The organism is Streptomyces sp. NPDC034037 (genome assembly GCF_055575715.1).
Window position 1 is genome coordinate 383,935 of sequence record NZ_JBVISC010000007.1, and the last position, 20,334, is coordinate 404,268.

The following is a 20,334-nucleotide window of genomic DNA, read 5'->3' on the forward strand; positions in this document are numbered from 1 at the left end:
CGCACCCGGCCGCGCCGTCGAAGACCGCAGTTCCAGGCGCGAGCATGAGGAGCACCGTTGAGCAAGTTGCGCTGGCTGACCGCTGGGGAGTCCCACGGACCCGCACTTGTCGCCACGCTGGAGGGACTTCCCGCCGGCGTGCCGATCACCACGGACATGGTGGCGGACCACCTGGCCCGGCGGCGGCTCGGCTATGGACGCGGCGCCCGCATGAAGTTCGAGCGTGACGAGGTCACCTTCCTCGGCGGCGTGCGGCACGGCCTGACCATGGGCTCGCCGGTGGCGATCATGGTCGGCAACACCGAGTGGCCCAAGTGGGAGCAGGTCATGGCGGCCGACCCGGTCGACCCCGAGATCCTGGCCGACCTGGCCCGCAACGCCCCGCTGACCCGCCCCCGCCCCGGCCACGCCGACCTCGCCGGCATGCAGAAGTACGGCTTCGACGAGGCCCGGCCGATCCTGGAGCGCGCCTCCGCCCGCGAGACCGCGGCCCGCGTCGCACTCGGCGCCGTCGCCCGCTCCTACCTCAAGGAGACGGCCGGCATCGAGATCGTCAGCCACGTCACCGAACTGGCGGCCGCCAAGGCGCCCTACGGCCTCTACCCGACCCCCGCGGACGTCGAGAGGCTCGACGCCGACCCGGTGCGCTGCCTGGACGCCGACGCGTCGAAGGCGATGGTCGCCGAGATCGACCAGGCCCACAAGGACGGCGACACCCTCGGCGGCGTCGTCGAAGTGCTCGCCTACGGCGTGCCCGTCGGCCTCGGCTCGCACGTGCACTGGGACCGGCGGCTCGACGCGCGGCTCGCCGCCGCCCTCATGGGCATCCAGGCCATCAAGGGCGTCGAGGTCGGCGACGGCTTCGACCTCGCGCGCGTGCCCGGCTCCAAGGCGCACGACGAGATCGTCACCACCGAGGACGGCATCAAGCGCACCTCGGGCCGCTCCGGCGGCACCGAGGGCGGCCTGACCACCGGGGAGCTGCTGCGCGTCCGCGCCGCGATGAAGCCCATCGCGACCGTGCCGCGCGCCCTCGCCACCATCGACGTGGCCACCGGCGAGGCCGCCAAGGCGCACCACCAGCGCTCCGACGTGTGCGCCGTCCCCGCCGCCGGCATCGTCGCCGAGGCCATGGTCGCGCTCGTCCTCGCCGACGCCGTCGCCGAGAAGTTCGGCGGCGACAGCGTCCCCGAGACCCGGCGGAACGTGCGCTCCTACCTCGACAACCTCCAGATCCGGTGACCGGCCCGCAGATCGTTCTCGTCGGCCCCATGGGCGTGGGCAAGACCACGGTCGGCGAGCTGCTCGCCGACCGGCTCGCCGTCGCCTTCCGGGACACCGACGCCGACATCGTCGCCGCCCAGGGCCGCGAGATCGCGGACATCTTCGTCGACGAGGGCGAGCCGTACTTCCGCGACCTGGAGCGGCGGGCCGTGCGCGCCGCCGTCGAGGAGCACAGCGGCGTCCTCGCACTCGGCGGGGGCGCGATCCTCGACGCGTCGACGCGCGCGCTGCTCGCCCCGCACCCCGTCGTCTACCTCTCGATGGACGTCGAGGAGGCCGTCAAGCGGACCGGCCTCAACCAGGCGCGCCCGCTGCTGGCGGTCAACCCGCGCAAGCAGTGGCGCGAGCTGATGGACGCCCGCCGCCGGCTGTACACCGAAGTCGCCCGCGCGGTCGTCGCCACCGACGGCCGCACCCCCGAAGAGGTCGCCCAGGCGGTCCTCGACGCACTGGAGTTGAAGGAAGCATGACGACGGAGCAGACCCCCACCCGAATCCACGTCGGCGCCACCGCCGGAACGGATGCGTACGAGGTCCTGGTCGGTCGGCAGCTCCTCGGCGAGCTGCCCGCACTCATCGGCGGCCAGGTCAAGCGGGTCGCCGTGATCCACCCCGAGGCGCTCGCCGAGACCGGCGACGCGCTGCGCCAGGACCTCGCCGACCAGGGGTACGAGGCCGTCGCCATCCAGGTGCCCAACGCCGAGGAGGCCAAGACGGCCGAGGTCGCCGCGTACTGCTGGAAGGCCCTTGGCCAGTCCGGCTTCACGCGCAGCGACCTCATCGTCGGCGTCGGCGGCGGTGCCACGACTGACCTCGCCGGGTTCGTGGCGGCGACCTGGCTGCGCGGGGTGCGCTGGATCGCCGTCCCGACCACGGTGCTCGGCATGGTGGACGCGGCTGTCGGCGGCAAGACCGGCATCAACACCGCCGAGGGCAAGAACCTCGTGGGCTCCTTCCACCCGCCGGCCGGGGTCCTGTGCGACCTCGCGGCGCTCGACTCGCTCCCGGTGAACGACTACGTCTCCGGGCTCGCGGAGATCATCAAGGCCGGCTTCATCGCCGACCCGGTGATCCTCGAACTCATCGAGGCCGACCCGCAGGCGGCCCGCACGCCCGCGGGCCCGCACACCGCCGAGCTGATCGAGCGCTCCATCAGGGTCAAGGCCGAGGTCGTCTCCGGAGACCTCAAGGAGGCGGGCCTGCGCGAGATCCTGAACTACGGTCACACCCTCGCGCACGCCATCGAGAAGAACGAGCGCTACAAGTGGCGCCACGGCGCCGCGGTCTCCGTGGGCATGCTCTTCGCCGCCGAACTCGGCCGACTGGCCGGACGCCTGGACGACGCGACGGCCGACCGGCACCGCACCGTCCTGGAGTCGGTCGGGCTCCCCCTGACCTACCGCTACGACCAGTGGCCCAAGCTTCTGGAGACCATGAAGGTCGACAAGAAGTCCCGCGGTGACCTGCTGCGCTTCATCGTTCTGGACGGCCTCGGCAAGCCGACCGTCCTGGAGGGCCCGGACCCGGCGGTGCTGCTCGCCGCGTACGGCGAAGTGGGCGAGTAGCCCGCCGCCGTGGCCCCGGTATCCGGCCACGGGCACTTCACGGCCTCCCCGGCCGTTCACACAACGGCGGCCGGGGACGGTACCGTTCGGTAACGGGCGGCCCGGCCGCCGCCCGACCAGCGTCAGTCGCACGAGACGGAGTGGCACCGGATGCAGCACGCAGTGGGGACTCCGCTGCCGCCGCCCCATCAGCCGGGGCACGGACCGGCCACCGGCTGGTCGCCGGCCGCACATCACCCGGGCGCTCCGCCGCCGGGCACCGCCCCCCAGGGCGCCCCGCACCCGGGCGCCGCCCCGCCGCCGGGTCCACCGCACCCGCCCGCCCCGGGCTTCGTCGCGGGCGGCCCCGCGCCCCGGGCACCGGGCCAGAGCCCGCCCCAGGCACCGGGCGGGGCACCGGCGACCCTCCAGCTGGGCCACGGCCCCGTGCCGCCGAACCCGGACACCACCGGGCACGTCCAGCTGCCGCCCGGCGGCCCCGTCGCGATGCCGAGCCCGCCGCCGGACATGGCGCAGGCCGACACCGGCGCGACCACGCTCGCCGTGCTGCTCATCGGCCCCGCGGGCGCGGGCAAGACGAGCGTCGCCAAGTTCTGGGCCGAGCACCGCCGCGTGCCGACGGCCCACATCAGCCTCGACGACGTACGCGAATGGGTGCGCTCCGGGTTCGCCGACCCCCAGTCGGGGTGGAACGACCACTCGGAGGCCCAGTACCGCCTGGCCCGCCGCACCTGCGGCTTCGCCGCGCGGAACTTCCTGGCGAACGGCATATCGTGCGTCCTCGACGACGCGGTCTTCCCCGACCGCCCGGTCGTCGGCCTCGGCGGCTGGAAGCGGCACGTGGGCCCCGGACTGCTGCCCGTGGTCCTCCTGCCCGGCCTGGAGATCGTCCTGGAGCGCAACGCCGAGCGCAGCGGCAACCGCCGCCTCACCGACGAGGAAGTGGCCCGCATCCACGGCCGCATGGCCGGCTGGTACGGCTCCGGCCTGCCCATCATCGACAACTCCCAGCTGGACGTCCCCGCCACGGCCCGCGTCCTGGACGAGGTCCTCGCCCGGGCCATCACGAGCCCGCCGCAGTGGTAGCGCGCGGGCCCGCCGCGGCCGCGTACTGAGGGCCACCGCCCGGTCGGACGCGCTGGCCGGGCCGGGGTGCGCCCGCGCTCATAGGCTCGCCCCATGTCTGAGGTCTACGCGATCCGCAGAGAGCGGGTGAGGGAGCGGTGCGCCGCCGGCGGGGGTGCCGCGGCGCTGGTCTCCCGGCCCGCGAACGTCCGCTACCTCGCCGGGACGGCCCCCGAGGGCGCCGTGCTGCTCATCGGCGAGGACGAGGACGTCCTGCTGTGCGGGCGTCCCCCCGGCGAGCAGCCGGGCGAGGGGCGGCCCGACGAGGCGCTGCGCACCCGGCTGCTGCCCGTGCCGGGCGCCGATCCGGCCGTGGCGGGGGCGAAGCTGGCCGCCGCCGGGGGAGCGGAGTCGCTGGCCGTGGAGGAGCACCACCTGACCGTCGCCCGGCACCGGGCGCTCGGCTCGGTCGCGCCCCGGCTCCGGCTGGTGGACCTCGGCGGGGCGGTGGAACAGCTGCGGTACGTCAAGGACGAGGAGGAGATCTCCTGCCTGCGGATCGCCGCGGAGATCGCCGACCAGGCGCTGGGCGAGCTGCTGGAGTCGATCCTCGTCGGCCGCACGGAGCGGCATCTGGCGCTGGAGCTGGAGCGGCGGCTGGTGGACCACGGCGCGGACGGCCCGGCCTTCCCCACCTCGGTCGGCACGGGACCTCACTCCGGCCGGGGCGGCCACCGGCCCTCGGACCGGCGGGTGGAGGAGGGCGACTTCCTCTCCGTCTGCCTGGGGGCGAGCTACCGCGGATACCGGTCCGAGATCGGGCGCACGTTCGTCATCGGAACCTCGCCCGCGGACTGGCAGATCGAGCTGTACGACCTCGTCTTCGCCGCTCAACGGGCGGGCAGGGAGGCCCTCGTACCCGGTGCGGCCTGCCGTGACGTGGACCGGGCGGCACGTCAGGTGCTGACCGCCGCGGGGCACGCGGACGGCCTTCCTCCACTGACCGGACACGGTGTGGGGCTCGAAATCGACGAGGACCCGCAGCTGGCGCCCTCGGCCATGGGTAAACTGGACGCTTGCGTGCCGGTCACCGTCGAACCGGGGGTTCACCTCCCTGGCCGGGGTGGTGTCCGGATCGATGACACGCTCGTCGTGCGCCCCGAGGCGGACGGCGGACCCGAGCTACTCACCATCACGACCAAGGAACTGCTCGCGCTCTAGCGCGCGTGCCCGACCGGGGTCGTCCACCAGTCAGTCAGTGCAGGAGATTGAAGCAACCGTGGCTTCCACGAACGACCTCAAGAACGGCCTGGTGCTCAAGCTCGAAGGCGGCCAGCTCTGGTCCGTCGTCGAGTTCCAGCACGTCAAGCCCGGCAAGGGCCCGGCCTTCGTGCGCACCAAGCTCAAGAACGTGCTCTCCGGCAAGGTCGTCGACAAGACGTTCAACGCCGGCGTCAAGGTCGAAACGGCCACGATCGACAAGCGTGACATGCAGTTCTCCTACATGGACGGCGAGTACTTCGTCTTCATGGACATGGAGACCTACGACCAGCTGCACATCGACAAGAAGGCCGTCGGCGACGCCGCCAACTTCCTGATCGAGGGCTTCACCGCCACGGTCGCGCAGCACGAGGGCTCGGTGCTCTTCGTCGAGCTGCCCGCCGCCGTCGAGCTGACCATCCAGGAGACCGAGCCGGGCGTCCAGGGCGACCGCTCCACGGGCGGCACCAAGCCCGCCATCCTGGAGACCGGCCACCAGATCAACGTGCCGCTCTTCATCACCACCGGCGAGAAGATCAAGGTCGACACCCGTGACAGCAGCTACCTCGGCCGGGTGAACAGCTAACCGTGGCTGCTCGTAACACGGCCCGCAAGCGCGCCTTCCAGATCCTCTTCGAGGCGGACCAGCGCGGAACGGACGTCCTGACGGTCCTCGCCGACTGGGTGCGCCACTCGCGGTCCGACACCCGGCAGCCGCCGGTGAGCGAGTACACGATGGAACTCGTCGAGGGGTACGCGGAGCACGAGCGCCGCATCGACGAGCTCATCTCGCAGTACGCCGTCGGATGGACCCTGGACCGCATGCCGGTCGTCGACCGGAACATCATCCGGCTCGGCGCCCACGAACTGGTCTGGGTCGACGCGACGCCCGACGCGGTGGTCATCGACGAGGCGGTCCAGCTCGCCAAGGAGTTCTCCACCGACGAGTCGCCGGCCTTCGTCAACGGCCTGCTCGGACGCTTCAAGGACCTGAAGCCGTCCCTGCGCCGCGACGAGGCGTAAGACGTCCCCGTACGTCACACGAGGGGCCCACAGCGCAATGCTGCGGGCCCTTCGGTATACCCGGACCAGGCGGCGCCTTTCACCGGCGTCCGCATTTCCCGGCTCATCGCGCCGGAAATACGAAGACCGCCGGGATGGCCGCGGCCTTTTGGCTGCGGCCATCCCGGCGGCACGTTTCTGCTGAGGTGTCCCGCGGGGGATCAGACCTCTTCGTGGGCGACGGCGCGGCGCGCGTCCGCGTCCAGCACGCCCCAGCTGATGAGCTGCTCGGTCAGGACCGAGGGGGACTGGTCGTAGATGACGGCGAGGGTGCGCAGGTCGTCCTGGCGGATCGAGAGCACCTTGCCGTTGTAGTCACCGCGCTGCGACTGGATCGTGGCGGCGTACCGCTGGAGCGGGCCCGCCTTCTCGGCCGGCACGTGGGCGAGGCGCTCCAGGTCGAGGACCAGCTTCGGCGGCGGCTCGGCGGCGCCACCGGGCGCCGTGCCGGGAAGGAGCTCCTGCACGGGGACGCCGTAGAAGTCCGCCAGCTCGGCGAGGCGCTGCACGGTCACGGCACGGTCACCGCGCTCGTACGACCCCACGACGACCGCCTTCCAGCGTCCCTGGGACTTCTCCTCGACACCGTGGAGGGAAAGGCCCTGCTGGGTACGGATCGCGCGGAGCTTGGCCCCGAGCTGCTTGGCGTATTCGCTGGACATATAGCTCCCCGGACGCTGCGACAATCATGCGGCTCCGCCGCGTGGCTGGTAACTCACTGTGAGGTTACGCAGCGTTACTTGGCTGCGTCAAGCCGAATGGTCCGTACCGCCCCTTCGGTGGAGGCCGATGACGTGGTCGCTCATCAGTACTGGTACTGTGGATGGCGCAATTTCGACGTCCTTTAACGTCCGTCCCGTGAGGCGGAGAAGGAGGTCCGTTTCATATGGACACGCAAGGCTCCAAAGACCCGACCGTCGCGCGCCCCGTTCTCGAAGGGCCCGACATCGCACGGGTGTTGACCCGTATCGCCCACGAGATCGTCGAGCGCGCCAAGGGCGCCGACGACGTGGTCCTCCTCGGCATTCCCACCCGCGGCGTCTTCCTCGGCCGCCGGCTCGCCGAGAAGCTCGAGGAGATCACCGGCCGCAAGATCCCGGTCGGCTCCCTCGACATCACCATGTACCGCGACGACCTGCGCATGCACCCGCCGCGTGCGCTGGCCCGCACCGACATCCCCGGTGACGGCATCGACGGCCGCCTGGTCGTCCTCGTCGACGACGTGCTCTTCTCCGGCCGCACCATCCGGGCCGCCCTCGACGCGCTGAACGACATCGGGCGTCCGCGCGCGGTGCAGCTCGCCGTGCTCGTCGACCGCGGCCACCGCGAACTGCCCATCCGCGCCGACTACGTGGGCAAGAACCTCCCCACGTCGCTGCGGGAGACGGTCAAGGTCCAGCTCACCGAGGAGGACGGCCGCGACGCCGTGCTGCTCGGCGCCAAGCCCGCCGCCGCCTGAAGAGTCCGGCTTCCTCCCTCGCGGGCTTCTGGGGCACACCCCTGTGCGCCCGCGTGCCCGCAGACCTCCACACACCGGAGTACACCCCGATGATGCGACACCTCATCTCGGCCGCCGACCTCTCCCGCGACGACGCCGTCCTCATCCTCGACACGGCCGAGGAGATGGCACGCGTCGCCGACCGGCCGATCAAGAAGCTGCCCGCCCTGCGCGGGCGCACCGTGGTCAACCTCTTCTTCGAGGACTCCACCCGCACCAGGATCTCCTTCGAGGCCGCCGAGAAGCGCCTCTCCGCCGACGTCATCAACTTCGCCGCCAAGGGCTCCTCCGTCTCCAAGGGCGAATCCCTCAAGGACACCGCCCAGACCCTGGAGGCGATGGGCGTCGACGCCGTCGTCATCCGGCACGGCGCCTCCGGCGCCCCCTACCGCCTGGCCACCTCCGGCTGGATCGACGCCGCCGTCATCAACGCCGGCGACGGCACCCACCAGCACCCCACCCAGGCGCTGCTCGACGCCTTCACCATGCGGCGCCGGCTCGTCGGGCACGACGCCGGGCTCGGCCAGGACCTGGCGGGCAAGCACATCACCATCGTCGGTGACGTGCTGCACAGCCGCGTCGCCCGCTCCAACGTCGACCTGCTGCACACCCTCGGCGCCGAGGTCACCCTCGTCGCCCCGCCCACGTTGGTGCCGGTCGGCGTCGAGCAGTGGCCCTGCGAGGTCTCGTACGACCTGGACGGCGTGCTGCCGAAGTCCGACGCCGTGATGATGCTCCGCGTGCAGCGCGAGCGCATGAACGCCGCGTTCTTCCCCACCGAGCGCGAGTACTCCCGGCGCTACGGCCTGGACGGCGAGCGCATGGCGAAGATGCCCGAGCACGCCATCGTCATGCACCCCGGCCCGATGGTCCGCGGCATGGAGATCACCGCCGAGGTCGCCGACTCGCCGCGCTGCACGGTCGTCGAACAGGTCGCCAACGGCGTCTCCATCCGCATGGCCGTCCTCTACCTGCTCCTGGGCGGCAACGAGCCCGCCGTCACCCACACCCGGCCCGTCGATTCGGAGAACAAGTAACCATGAGCAAGATCCTGATCCGCGGTGCGAAGGTGCTGGGCGGCGAGGCGCGGGACGTCCTGATCGACGGCGAGACCATCGAGGCCGTGGGCGCCGCTCTGAGCGCCGAGGGCGCCGACGTCGTCGAGGCCGACGGCAAGGTCCTCCTGCCGGGCCTCGTGGACCTGCACACCCATCTGCGCGAGCCGGGCCGCGAGGACTCCGAGACCGTACTGACCGGCACCCGCGCCGCCGCCTCCGGTGGCTACACCGCCGTGTTCGCCATGGCCAACACCTTCCCCGTCGCCGACACCGCCGGCGTGGTCGAGCAGGTCTACCGCCTCGGCAAGGAGTCCGGCTACTGCGACGTGCAGCCCATCGGCGCCGTCACCGTCGGCCTGGAGGGCAAGAAGCTCGCCGAGCTGGGCGCCATGCACGAGTCCGCCGCCGGGGTCACCGTCTTCTCCGACGACGGCAAGTGCGTCGACGACGCCGTCATGATGCGCCGCGCCCTGGAGTACGTGAAGGCCTTCAACGGCGTCATCGCGCAGCACGCGCAGGAGCCCCGCCTCACCGAGGGCGCCCAGATGAACGAGGGCGTCGTCTCCGCGGAGCTGGGCCTCGGCGGCTGGCCCGCCGTCGCCGAGGAGTCGATCATCGCCCGGGACGTGCTGCTCGCCGAGCACGTCGGCTCGCGGGTGCACATCTGCCACCTGTCGACCGCCGGCTCCGTGGAGATCGTGCGCTGGGCCAAGTCGCGCGGCATCGACGTCACCGCCGAGGTCACCCCGCACCACCTGCTCCTCACGGACGAGCTGGTGCGCTCCTACAACCCCGTCTACAAGGTCAACCCGCCGCTGCGCACCGAGCGGGACGTCATGGCGCTGCGCGAGGCCCTCGCCGACGGCACCATCGACATCGTCGCCACCGACCACGCCCCGCACCCGCACGAGGACAAGGACTGCGAGTGGGCCGCGGCCGCCATGGGCATGGTCGGCCTGGAGACCGCGCTGTCCGTCGTCCAGCAGACGATGGTCGAGACCGGCCTGCTGACCTGGGAGGCGGTCGCCGACCGGATGTCCTTCAAGCCCGCCCTGATCGGCGGGGCCACCGGCCACGGCCGCCCCGTCTCGGCGGGTGAGCCCGCCAACCTCGTCCTGGTCGATGCCGATTACCGTGGGGAAGTGGACCCCGCGGGCTTCGCCTCGCGCAGCCGCAACACTCCCTATGAGGGCCGCGAGCTGCCGGGCCGCGTCACGCACACGTGGCTGAGGGGTCGGGCCACGCTCGTCGACGGGAAACTCGCGTGACATCACTTGTGGAACTGGCCGCCGAGAAGGAATCGGCGGACGTCACCGACTGGGCCGCACGGCTCGGCTGGGTCGTCGGACTGCTGCTCTTCATCGCGCTCGTGTACTGGCTGATGCGTGAGGGCTGGAAGTGGCGCGGCACGCTCCAGGGCGACCTGCCCGAGCTGCCCGGCGCGCCGTCCGAGACGGGCCCGGCGAGACTGGAGCTGAGCGGCCGCTACCACGGCTCCACCACGGCGGGGCAGTGGCTCGACCGGATCGTGGCGCACGGCCTGGGCAGCCGCAGCCGCGTCGAGCTGACGCTCACCGACGAGGGACTGGACGTCACGCGCCCCGGCGCGAGCGACTTCTTCGTCCCGGTCGGTCAGCTGCGCGGGGCCCGTCTCGACAAGGGCATCGCGGGCAAGGTGCTCGCCGAGGGCGGTCTGCTGATCGTCACCTGGGAGCACGGCGGCAAGCTCATCGACTCGGGCTTCCGCTCGGACCACGCGGCCGAGCAGGCCGCATGGGTCGAGTCCATCAACACCATGATCAATACCGCTACGACGGAAGGCACCGCACGATGACGACCTCCACCCGGGGAGCCGCCAAGGCTCCCGCCGTACTCGTCCTGGAGGACGGCCGCATCTTCCGCGGCCGTGCCTACGGGGCCGTGGGGGAGACCTTCGGCGAAGCGGTGTTCTCCACCGGCATGACCGGCTACCAGGAGACCCTGACCGACCCCTCCTACGACCGCCAGATCGTGGTCGCCACCGCCCCCCAGATCGGCAACACCGGCTGGAACGACGAGGACGACGAGTCGGGCCGCATCTGGGTCTCCGGCTACGTGGTGCGCGACCCCGCGCGCGTCCCCTCCAACTGGCGCGCCCGGCGCTCCCTCGACGAGGCGCTCCTCGCGCAGGGCGTCGTCGGCATCTCCGGCATCGACACCCGCGCCCTCACCCGCCACCTGCGCGAGAGCGGCTCCATGCGCTCCGGCATCTTCTCCGGCGAGGCGCTGGCCGCCGACGCCGAGCTGGTCGCCCGCGTCCAGGCGCAGCCCCCCATGAAGGGCGCCAGCCTGTACGAGGAGGTCGCCACCAAGGAGGCCTACGTGGTCCCGGCCGTCGGCGCGAAGAGGTTCACCGTCGCCGCCATCGACCTCGGCATCAAGGGCATGACCCCGCACCGCATGGCCGAGCGCGGCATCGAGGTGCACGTGCTGCCCGCGACCGCCACCGAGGAGGACGTGTACGCGCTCGCTCCCGACGGGGTCTTCTTCTCCAACGGCCCCGGCGACCCGGCCACCGCCGAGGGACCGGTCGCGCTGATGGCCGCCGTCCTCAAGCGCAGGACGCCGCTCTTCGGCATCTGCTTCGGCAACCAGATCCTCGGCCGGGCGCTCGGCTTCGGCACCTACAAGCTGAAGTACGGCCACCGCGGCATCAACCAGCCCGTGCAGGACCGCACGACCGGCAAGGTCGAGGTCACCGCGCACAACCACGGCTTCGCCGTCGACGCCCCCCTCGACAAGGTCTCCGACACCCCCTACGGCCGCGCCGAGGTCTCCCACGTATGCCTGAACGACCAGGTGGTGGAGGGGCTCCAGCTCCTCGACCAGCCGGCGTTCAGCGTCCAGTACCACCCCGAAGCAGCCGCGGGTCCGCACGACGCCGCGTACCTCTTCGACCGCTTCGTATCCCTGATGGAGGGCCAGCGTGCCTAAGCGCACCGATATCCAGTCCGTCCTGGTCATCGGCTCCGGCCCGATCGTCATCGGCCAGGCCGCCGAGTTCGACTACTCCGGCACCCAGGCGTGCCGGGTCCTGAAGGCCGAGGGCCTGCGGGTCATCCTCGTCAACTCCAACCCGGCGACGATCATGACCGACCCGGAGATCGCCGACGCCACGTACGTCGAGCCGATCACCCCGGAGTTCGTCGAGAAGATCATCGCCAAGGAGCGCCCCGACGCGCTGCTGCCGACGCTGGGCGGCCAGACGGCCCTCAACACGGCCATCTCCATGCACGAGCAGGGCGTCCTGGAGCAGTACGGCGTCGAGCTCATCGGCGCCAACGTCGAGGCGATCAACAAGGGCGAGGACCGCGACCTCTTCAAGGGCGTCGTCGAAGAGGTCCGCAAGAAGATCGGGCACGGCGAGTCCGCCCGCTCCTACATCTGCCACTCCATGGACGACGTCCTCAGGGGCGTCGAGGAGCTCGGCGGCTACCCCGTCGTCGTGCGCCCCTCCTTCACCATGGGCGGCGCCGGCTCCGGCTTCGCCCACGACGAGGAGGAGCTGCGCCGCATCGCGGGTCAGGGCCTGACGCTCTCGCCGACCACCGAGGTGCTCCTGGAGGAGTCCATCCTCGGCTGGAAGGAGTACGAGCTGGAGCTGATGCGCGACAAGAACGACAACGTCGTGGTCGTCTGCTCCATCGAGAACTTCGACCCCATGGGCGTGCACACCGGCGACTCGATCACCGTCGCCCCGTCGATGACGCTGACCGACCGCGAGTACCAGATCCTGCGCGACGTCGGCATCGCGATCATTCGCGAGGTCGGCGTGGACACCGGCGGCTGCAACATCCAGTTCGCGGTCAACCCCGAGGACGGCCGGGTCATCGTCATCGAGATGAACCCGCGCGTCTCCCGGTCCTCCGCGCTCGCCTCCAAGGCCACCGGCTTCCCGATCGCGAAGATCGCCGCGAAGCTGGCCGTCGGCTACACGCTGGACGAGATCCCCAACGACATCACGGAGAAGACGCCGGCCTCCTTCGAGCCGACGCTCGACTACGTCGTCGTCAAGGCCCCGCGCTTCGCCTTCGAGAAGTTCCCCTCGGCGGACTCGACCCTGACGACCACCATGAAGTCGGTCGGCGAGGCCATGGCCATCGGCCGCAACTTCACCGAGGCGCTCCAGAAGGCGCTGCGGTCGCTGGAGAAGAAGGGCTCGCAGTTCACCTTCGTGGGCGAGCCCGGCGACAAGACCCTCCTCCTGGAGGAGGCCGCCCGGCCGACCGACGGGCGCATCAACACCGTCATGCAGGCCATCCGCGCCGGCGCCACCCCCGAGGAGGTCTTCGACCACACGAAGATCGACCCGTGGTTCGTCGACCAGCTCTTCCTCATCAAAGAGATCGCGGACGAGCTCGCCGCCGCCGAGCGCCTCGACTCCGACCTGCTCGCCGAGGCCAAGCGGCACGGCTTCTCCGACGCCCAGATCGCCGAGATCCGCGGCCTGCGCGAGGACGTCGTGCGCGAGGTGCGGCACGCGCTCGGCGTGCGCCCGGTCTACAAGACGGTCGACACCTGCGCCGCCGAGTTCGCCGCGAAGACGCCGTACTTCTACTCCTCCTACGACGAGGAGAGCGAGGTCGCCCCGCGCGAGAAGCCCGCGGTGATCATCCTGGGCTCGGGCCCGAACCGCATCGGCCAGGGCATCGAGTTCGACTACTCCTGCGTCCACGCCTCCTTCGCGCTGAGCGACGCGGGCTACGAGACCGTGATGGTCAACTGCAACCCGGAGACCGTCTCCACGGACTACGACACCTCCGACCGGCTCTACTTCGAGCCGCTCACCCTGGAGGACGTCCTGGAGATCGTCCACGCCGAGGCGCAGGCCGGCCCGATCGCGGGCGTCATCGTCCAGCTCGGCGGCCAGACCCCGCTCGGCCTCTCGCAGGCCCTGAAGGACAACGGCGTCCCGGTCGTCGGCACCTCGCCCGAGGCCATCCACGCCGCCGAGGACCGCGGCGCCTTCGGCCGCGTGCTCGCCGAGGCCGGCCTGCCCGCGCCGAAGCACGGCACCGCCACCACCTTCAGCGAGGCCAAGGCCATCGCCGACGAGATCGGCTACCCCGTCCTCGTCCGCCCCTCGTACGTGCTCGGCGGCCGCGGCATGGAGATCGTGTACGACGAGGTCCGCCTCGCCTCGTACATCGAGGAGTCGACCGAGATCAGCCCCTCGCGGCCGGTCCTCGTCGACCGCTTCCTGGACGACGCCATCGAGATCGACGTCGACGCGCTCTACGACGGCAGCGAGCTGTACCTCGGCGGCGTCATGGAGCACATCGAGGAGGCCGGCATCCACTCCGGCGACTCGGCGTGCGCGCTGCCCCCGATCACCCTCGGCGGCTTCGACATCAAGCGCCTGCGCGCCTCCACGGAGGGCATCGCCAAGGGCGTCGGCGTCCGCGGGCTGATCAACATCCAGTTCGCCATGGCGGGCGACATCCTCTACGTCCTGGAGGCCAACCCGCGCGCCTCGCGCACCGTCCCCTTCACCTCGAAGGCGACCGCGGTGCCGCTGGCCAAGGCCGCCGCCCGGATCTCGCTCGGCGCCACCATCGCCGAGCTGCGTGCCGAGGGCATGCTGCCCAAGCAGGGCGACGGGGGCACGCTGCCCATGGACGCGCCGATCTCCGTCAAGGAGGCCGTCATGCCGTGGTCGCGCTTCCGCGACATCCACGGACGCGGCGTCGACACCGTCCTCGGCCCGGAGATGCGCTCCACGGGCGAGGTCATGGGCATCGACACGGTCTTCGGCACCGCCTACGCTAAGTCGCAGGCCGGCGCCTACGGGCCGCTGCCCACCAAGGGCCGCGCCTTCATCTCTGTCGCCAACCGCGACAAGCGCTCGATGATCTTCCCGGCGCGCGAACTGGTCGCCCACGGCTTCGAGCTGCTCGCCACGTCCGGCACGGCCGAGGTGCTCAAGCGCAACGGCATCAACGCCACGGTCGTGCGCAAGCAGTCCGAGGGCGAGGGTCCGGGCGGCGAGAAGACGATCGTCCAGCTCATCCACGACGGCGGCGTCGACCTCATCGTCAACACCCCCTACGGCACCGGCGGCCGCCTCGACGGCTACGAGATCCGCACGGCCGCCGTGGCGCGCTCCGTGCCGTGCCTGACGACGGTCCAGGCGCTCGCCGCCGCCGTCCAGGGCATCGACGCGCTCAACCACGGGGGCGTGGGCGTCCGGTCCCTCCAGGAGCACGCGGAACGCCTGACCGCGGCCCGCGACTAGCAGCCCCGAGGGGGACACCGGAAACGGTGTCCCCCTCTTCATGAGGCTCATTCGCGGCTCACTCCGAGGCTCTCTCCGAGGACATCGAACATGTACAAGCTCTTCTTCAACCTCGTCTTCAAGCGCATGGACCCGGAGCGGGCCCATCACCTCGCCTTCCGCTGGATCCGTCTCGCGGCCCGCGTCCCCGTGCTGCGCACCTTCCTCGCCGCCGCCCTCGCGCCCCGTCACGAGGAACTGCGCACCGAGGCCCTCGGGCTGCGGATGCACGGGCCGTTCGGGCTCGCGGCGGGCTTCGACAAGAACGCCGTCGCGATCGACGGCATGGCGATGCTCGGCTTCGACCACATCGAGATCGGCACGGTCACGGGCGAGCCCCAGCCCGGCAACCCCAAGAAGCGGCTGTTCCGCCTCGTCCAGGACCGCGCGCTGATCAACCGCATGGGCTTCAACAACGAGGGCTCCGCGGCCGTCGCCCAGCGCCTCGCCTCCCGTACGCCCGCCTTCAAGGCCGTCGTCGGCGTCAACATCGGCAAGACCAAGGTCGTGCCGGAGGAGGAGGCCGCCGCCGACTACGTGAAGTCGACCGAGCGGCTCGCCCGCCACGCCGACTACCTGGTCGTCAACGTCTCGTCCCCCAACACCCCGGGCCTGCGCAACCTCCAGGCCACCGAGTCGCTGCGGCCCCTGCTGACCGCCGTGCGCGAGGCCGCCGACCGCAGCGTCGAGGGCCGCCGGGTGCCGCTCCTGGTCAAGATCGCCCCCGACCTCGCGGACGAGGACGTCGACGCCGTCGCGGACCTCGCCGTCGAGCTGGGCCTGGACGGCATCATCGCCACGAACACGACCATCGCGCGCGAGAGCCTCGGTCTGCGGTCCGACCCCTCCCTGGTGCGGGAGACCGGCGGGCTCTCCGGAGCGCCCCTCAAGGAGCGCTCCCTGGAAGTCCTGCGCCGCCTCTACGCGCGCGTGGGCGACCGCATCACCCTCGTGGGCGTCGGAGGCGTGGAGAACGCCGAGGACGCCTGGCAGCGCATTCTGGCGGGCGCCACCCTGGTCCAGGGCTACAGCGCCTTCATCTACGAAGGGCCCTTCTGGGCCCGCGCCATCCACAAGGGTCTCGCCGCGCGCCTGAACGCCTCCCCGTACGCCACGCTCGCCGAGGCCGTCGGCGCCGACGCAAGGAAGTCCGCATGAGTGCCGAGGAGATCCGCGTGGGCGCCCCCGAACCCTTCGGCGCCCGCCTGCGCCACGCCATGGACGAGCGGGGCCCCCTCTGCGTCGGCATCGACCCGCACGCCTCACTGCTGTCCGCCTGGGGACTGAACGACGACATCGCGGGCCTGGAGCGGTTCACACGGACCGTCGTCGAGGCGCTCGCCGGAAGCGTCGCCGTCTTCAAGCCGCAGAGCGCGTTCTTCGAGCGCTTCGGCTCGCGGGGCATCGCCGTCCTGGAGAAGGCCGTCGCGGAGCTGCGCGAGGCCGGTGCCCTGGTCGTCATGGACGCCAAGCGCGGCGACATCGGCTCGACCATGGCCGCGTACGCCGAGACCTTCCTGCACAAGGACTCCCCGCTGTTCAGCGACGCGCTCACGGTCTCGCCCTACCTCGGGTACGGCTCGCTGAGGCCGGCCGTCGAACTCGCCCGGGAGAACGGCGCGGGGCTCTTCGTGCTGGCGCTCACCTCCAACCCGGAGGGCGCCGAGGTCCAGCACGCGCTGCGCGAGGACGGCCGTACGGTCGCGGCCACCGTCCTCGGCCACCTCGCCGCCGACAACGCCGGCCAGACGCCCCTCGGCTCCTTCGGCGCGGTCGTCGGCGCGACGCTGGGCGACCTCTCCTCGTACGACCTCGGGATCAACGGCCCGCTGCTCGCGCCCGGCATCGGCGCGCAGGGCGCGACCCCGGCCGATCTGCCGGGCGTCTTCGGCGCCGCCGTGCGCAACGTGGTGCCGAGCGTGAGCCGGGGAGTGCTGCGGTACGGGCCGGACGCCGCCGGCCTGCGCGGGGCCGCGGAGCGTTTCGCGGACGAGATCCGGACGGCCGTCGAGGCGGCCTGACGGGAGCGGCGGAGCGCGCGTCGTGCTCCCGGCGACGACTCACCGGCCGAAAACCGGTGAGATATGCCGGGAATGTCCGGCTCGACAGAGGCTGACCAGGACTTTTCGTCTGTTCTCGCTGACTCCGGCGGCCATGGCCGCTAGTCTCCGAGGGAGTCAACGGGCAAGCGCGTTGCACGTTGCTCCCCAGGTGTGGGGCGACTAGGTTCCTCACCGGTCCGTATCCGACAGTTCGACATCCGAGGTGACGTAGGCGTGGCTCTTCCGCCCCTTACCCCTGAACAGCGCGCAGCCGCGCTCGAAAAGGCCGCCGCGGCTCGCCGGGAGCGGGCCGAGGTCAAGAATCGACTCAAGCACTCCGGGGCCTCGCTTCACGAGGTCATCAAGCAGGGCCAGGAGAACGATGTCATCGGCAAGATGAAGGTCTCCGCCCTCCTGGAGTCCCTGCCTGGCGTGGGCAAGGTCCGCGCCAAGCAGATCATGGAGCGTCTTGGCATCTCCGAGAGCCGCCGTGTGCGCGGTCTCGGCTCCAACCAGATCGCGTCTCTTGAGCGCGAGTTCGGCGGTGGCGCTGCCTGACGTTCTCAGGCACTCCTGAGAACCTGGATAATCGCTGCATGGCTGCAACATCCCGGGGGACACCCCCCGTACCCCCGGACGTACGTCCGCGGCTGACCGTGCTCTCCGGCCCCTCCGGGGTCGGCAAGAGCACGGTCGTCGCCCATATGCGCAAAGAACACCCCGAGGTCTGGCTCTCGGTCTCCGCCACCACACGGAAGCCGCGGCCCGGGGAGAAGCACGGAGTCCAGTACTTCTTCGTCTCCGACGAGGAGATGGACAAGCTGATCGCCAACGGCGAGCTGCTGGAGTGGGCCGAGTTCGCCGGCCACCGCTACGGCACGCCGCGGCGCGCCGTGATGGATCGCCTGGAGGCGGGCGAGCCCGTCCTCCTGGAGATCGATCTCCAGGGCGCGCGCCTGGTGCGCGAGTCGATGCCGGAGGCGCAGCTCGTCTTCCTCGCCCCGCCGAGCTGGGACGAGCTGGTCCGCCGGCTCACCGGCCGCGGGACCGAGGCGCCCGAGGTGATCGAGCGCAGGCTGGCCGCCGCCAGGATCGAGCTGGCCGCCGAGGCCGAGTTCGACACGACCCTCGTCAACACCTCCGTCGAGGACGTGGCCCGCGAGCTGCTAGCCTTGATGAGAGTTCTCTGATCTTTACCCCTGTCTTGACCCTTCTGGTCTTGACCCCATCGGAAGGCGAAGAGTGTCCTCTTCCATCACCGCGCCCGAGGGCATCATCAACCCGCCGATTGATGAGCTGCTCGAAGCCACCGACTCGAAGTACAGCCTCGTGATCTACGCCGCCAAGCGCGCGCGCCAGATCAACGCGTACTACTCGCAGCTCGGTGAGGGCCTCCTGGAGTACGTCGGCCCCCTGGTGGACACGCACGTCCACGAGAAGCCGCTCTCCATCGCGCTCCGCGAGATCAACGCGGGCCTGCTGACCTCCGAGGCCATCGAGGGCCCCGCCCAGTAGGCGCTGTTCGTTCTCTCACCACAGGCCCGGCAGCGCGACTGCCGGGCCTGTGGTGTGTCATGGAGTCGTACGTCTCCGACTGCGGAGATCCAAGTGCGGGGAGGCACGGGTGAGCAAGCCCAAGGTCGTTCTGGGGGTCAGCGGTGGCATCGCCGCCTACAAGGCGTGCGAGCTGCTGCGGCGGCTGACCGAGTCGGGCCACGACGTGCGCGTCGTGCCGACCGCGTCGGCGCTGCACTTCGTCGGCGCCGCGACCTGGTCCGCCCTGTCCGGCAACCCCGTCTCGACGGAGGTCTGGTCGGACGTCCACGAGGTGCCGCACGTGCGCATCGGGCAGCACGCCGACCTCGTGATCGTCGCCCCCGCCACCGCCGACATGCTCGCCAAGGCGGCGCACGGCCTCGCCGACGACCTGCTCACCAACACCCTCCTCACCGCCCGCTGTCCGGTGGTCTTCGCCCCGGCCATGCACACGGAGATGTGGGAGCACCCGGCCACCCAGGAGAACGTCGCCACGCTGCGGCGGCGCGGCGCCCTGGTCATCGAGCCCGCGGTCGGCCGGCTCACCGGCGTCGACACCGGCAAGGGCCGCTTCCCGGACCCCGTCGAGCTCTTCGAGGTCGTACGCCGGGTCCTGGCGCGCGGCGACCGGGCACGGGACCTCGCCGGGCGCCACGTGGTGGTCAGCGCCGGCGGCACCCGCGAGCCCCTCGACCCCGTCCGCTTCCTCGGCAACCGCTCCTCCGGCAAGCAGGGCTACGCGCTCGCCCGCAGCGCGGCCGCGCGGGGCGCCCGGGTCACGCTGGTGGCGGCGAACGCCGCGCTGCCGGACCCGGCCGGCGTCGACGTCGTGCCGGTCGGCACCGCCGTGCAGCTCCGCGAGGCCGTCCTGAAGGCCGCGGCCGACGCCGACGCCGTCGTGATGGCCGCCGCCGTGGCCGACTTCCGCCCCGCGACCTACGCGGCGGGGAAGATCAAGAAGAAGGACGGCCAGGAGCCGGCGCCCATCGCCCTGGTCCGCAACCCCGACGTCCTCGCCGAGATCGCCGGGGACAGGGCCCGTCCCGGCCAGGTGGTCGTCGGTTTCGCCGCCGAGACGGACGACGTCCTCGCCAACGGCCGGGCCAAGCTGGCCCGCAAGGGCTGTGACCTCCTCGTCGTCAACGAGGTCGGCGAGCGCAAGACCTTCGGCTCCGAGGAGAACGAGGCACTCGTGCTCGGCGCGGACGGCTCCGAGACACCGGTGCCCCACGGGCCGAAGGAGGCGCTGGCCGACACGGTCTGGGACCTGGTCGCGGAACGCCTCTCCTGAGGCGGCCTCGCGCGACGGCTCTCCTGGGGCGGCTCTCCTGGGGCGGCTTCCGTCTCCCCGCGTTCCTCGCCTCTTTTCCTTCGCTCCCTTTCCTCTTGTGGCGGAACTCGGCCACAATGCGGTGCGTTACTTGACCGGGTCTCCTTCATCGGGGCTCAATGTCATCTTCGTACCACCAGTGGTCTCAAACCCGGGGAAATGGGGCGAGAGGTCCTCTGGCGGAGATCGATCGCCGTACCGCACAATGCAGTGCCGCAGGTCACAGGCTCCCAAGTGGCGAGACACGTGGTCCCGCGGACAGGTGTGACCGATAAACTGGTCTCGGACGACGCCGGGCGCAGCTCCCGGCCGTCCATCAATG

General features: G+C 71.3%; 20 protein-coding genes. 19 read left to right on the forward strand and 1 reads right to left on the reverse strand.

Annotated elements, in window-relative coordinates; all coding sequences use genetic code 11:
• Window positions 1–57: 57 nt before the first annotated feature.
• The 7 genes from aroC (at window position 58) to nusB (ending at window position 6,196) form a co-directional block, all read left to right on the forward strand.
• A complete protein-coding gene (aroC, locus tag ACZ516_RS25770; RefSeq protein ID WP_469011762.1) occupies window positions 58–1,242 on the forward strand; it encodes a chorismate synthase in 1,185 nt (394 codons plus the stop codon).
• The gene (locus tag ACZ516_RS25775; protein ID WP_361078588.1) at window positions 1,239–1,754 is read left to right on the forward strand and encodes a shikimate kinase; all 516 of its coding nucleotides are present in this window, start codon (window positions 1,239–1,241) and stop codon (window positions 1,752–1,754) included. Before aroC ends, ACZ516_RS25775 begins: the two co-directional genes overlap by 4 nt.
• Entirely contained in the window at window positions 1,751–2,848 is a 1,098-nt protein-coding gene (gene aroB, locus ACZ516_RS25780) for a 3-dehydroquinate synthase (protein ID WP_469011763.1), read from the forward strand. The genes ACZ516_RS25775 and aroB overlap by 4 nt, the downstream gene beginning before the upstream one ends.
• Before the next feature lie 150 nt (window positions 2,849–2,998).
• Window positions 2,999–3,934, forward strand: a complete 936-nt coding sequence (locus ACZ516_RS25785) for a Pro-rich N-terminal domain-containing protein (RefSeq protein ID WP_469011765.1) — start codon at window positions 2,999–3,001, stop codon at window positions 3,932–3,934.
• A gap of 93 nt (window positions 3,935–4,027) precedes the next feature.
• Window positions 4,028–5,134, forward strand: coding sequence for an aminopeptidase P family protein (locus ACZ516_RS25790; protein WP_358583974.1), 1,107 nt, complete (start codon window positions 4,028–4,030; stop codon window positions 5,132–5,134).
• Window positions 5,135–5,192: 58 nt separating this feature from the next.
• Window positions 5,193–5,759 carry an elongation factor P gene (efp, locus tag ACZ516_RS25795; protein ID WP_358583976.1) on the forward strand — a complete coding sequence of 189 codons (567 nt, stop codon included), beginning with the start codon at window positions 5,193–5,195 and terminating at the stop codon, window positions 5,757–5,759.
• Between the two features lie 2 nt (window positions 5,760–5,761).
• Window positions 5,762–6,196, forward strand: a complete 435-nt coding sequence (gene nusB, locus ACZ516_RS25800) for a transcription antitermination factor NusB (RefSeq protein ID WP_358583978.1) — start codon at window positions 5,762–5,764, stop codon at window positions 6,194–6,196.
• 200 nt (window positions 6,197–6,396) lie between these two features.
• Here nusB and bldD read toward each other — a convergent pair whose 3' ends face one another.
• Window positions 6,397–6,897, reverse strand: a complete 501-nt coding sequence (gene bldD, locus ACZ516_RS25805; protein WP_055698930.1) for a transcriptional regulator BldD — start codon at window positions 6,895–6,897, stop codon at window positions 6,397–6,399.
• 224 nt (window positions 6,898–7,121) lie between these two features.
• On the opposite strand from bldD, the gene pyrR reads away from it, so the two are divergent.
• From pyrR to coaBC, 12 genes are all read left to right on the forward strand, one after another.
• A complete protein-coding gene (gene pyrR, locus ACZ516_RS25810; protein ID WP_358583980.1) occupies window positions 7,122–7,694 on the forward strand; it encodes a bifunctional pyr operon transcriptional regulator/uracil phosphoribosyltransferase PyrR in 573 nt (190 codons plus the stop codon).
• An 89-nt stretch (window positions 7,695–7,783) separates the two neighbouring features.
• Window positions 7,784–8,770: an aspartate carbamoyltransferase catalytic subunit gene (locus ACZ516_RS25815; protein ID WP_358583999.1), complete on the forward strand. Its 987-nt coding sequence runs from the start codon at window positions 7,784–7,786 to the stop codon at window positions 8,768–8,770.
• Window positions 8,771–8,772: 2 nt separating this feature from the next.
• Entirely contained in the window at window positions 8,773–10,059 is a 1,287-nt protein-coding gene (locus ACZ516_RS25820; protein ID WP_361078577.1) for a dihydroorotase, read from the forward strand.
• Window positions 10,056–10,625 carry a PH-like domain-containing protein gene (locus ACZ516_RS25825; protein ID WP_358583984.1) on the forward strand — a complete coding sequence of 190 codons (570 nt, stop codon included), beginning with the start codon at window positions 10,056–10,058 and terminating at the stop codon, window positions 10,623–10,625. The genes ACZ516_RS25820 and ACZ516_RS25825 overlap by 4 nt, the downstream gene beginning before the upstream one ends.
• Window positions 10,622–11,764 (forward strand): glutamine-hydrolyzing carbamoyl-phosphate synthase small subunit, encoded by a 1,143-nt coding sequence (gene carA / locus ACZ516_RS25830; protein ID WP_469011768.1) that lies wholly within the window; start codon window positions 10,622–10,624, stop codon window positions 11,762–11,764. The genes ACZ516_RS25825 and carA overlap by 4 nt, the downstream gene beginning before the upstream one ends.
• Window positions 11,757–15,065, forward strand: coding sequence for a carbamoyl-phosphate synthase large subunit (gene carB, locus ACZ516_RS25835; protein WP_358583988.1), 3,309 nt, complete (start codon window positions 11,757–11,759; stop codon window positions 15,063–15,065). Before carA ends, carB begins: the two co-directional genes overlap by 8 nt.
• A gap of 90 nt (window positions 15,066–15,155) precedes the next feature.
• Window positions 15,156–16,262: a quinone-dependent dihydroorotate dehydrogenase gene (locus ACZ516_RS25840; RefSeq protein WP_358583990.1), complete on the forward strand. Its 1,107-nt coding sequence runs from the start codon at window positions 15,156–15,158 to the stop codon at window positions 16,260–16,262.
• A complete protein-coding gene (pyrF, locus tag ACZ516_RS25845) occupies window positions 16,259–17,125 on the forward strand; it encodes an orotidine-5'-phosphate decarboxylase (protein WP_469011770.1) in 867 nt (288 codons plus the stop codon). The genes ACZ516_RS25840 and pyrF overlap by 4 nt, the downstream gene beginning before the upstream one ends.
• Window positions 17,126–17,380: 255 nt before the next feature.
• Window positions 17,381–17,704 carry an integration host factor gene (locus ACZ516_RS25850; protein WP_005319887.1) on the forward strand — a complete coding sequence of 108 codons (324 nt, stop codon included), beginning with the start codon at window positions 17,381–17,383 and terminating at the stop codon, window positions 17,702–17,704.
• A gap of 38 nt (window positions 17,705–17,742) precedes the next feature.
• A complete protein-coding gene (gene gmk, locus ACZ516_RS25855; protein WP_469011772.1) occupies window positions 17,743–18,336 on the forward strand; it encodes a guanylate kinase in 594 nt (197 codons plus the stop codon).
• 52 nt (window positions 18,337–18,388) lie between these two features.
• Window positions 18,389–18,661, forward strand: coding sequence for a DNA-directed RNA polymerase subunit omega (gene rpoZ, locus ACZ516_RS25860; RefSeq protein WP_005319902.1), 273 nt, complete (start codon window positions 18,389–18,391; stop codon window positions 18,659–18,661).
• 109 nt (window positions 18,662–18,770) lie between these two features.
• Window positions 18,771–19,973: a bifunctional phosphopantothenoylcysteine decarboxylase/phosphopantothenate--cysteine ligase CoaBC gene (gene coaBC / locus ACZ516_RS25865; RefSeq protein WP_469011773.1), complete on the forward strand. Its 1,203-nt coding sequence runs from the start codon at window positions 18,771–18,773 to the stop codon at window positions 19,971–19,973.
• Window positions 19,974–20,334: the final 361 nt, after the last annotated feature.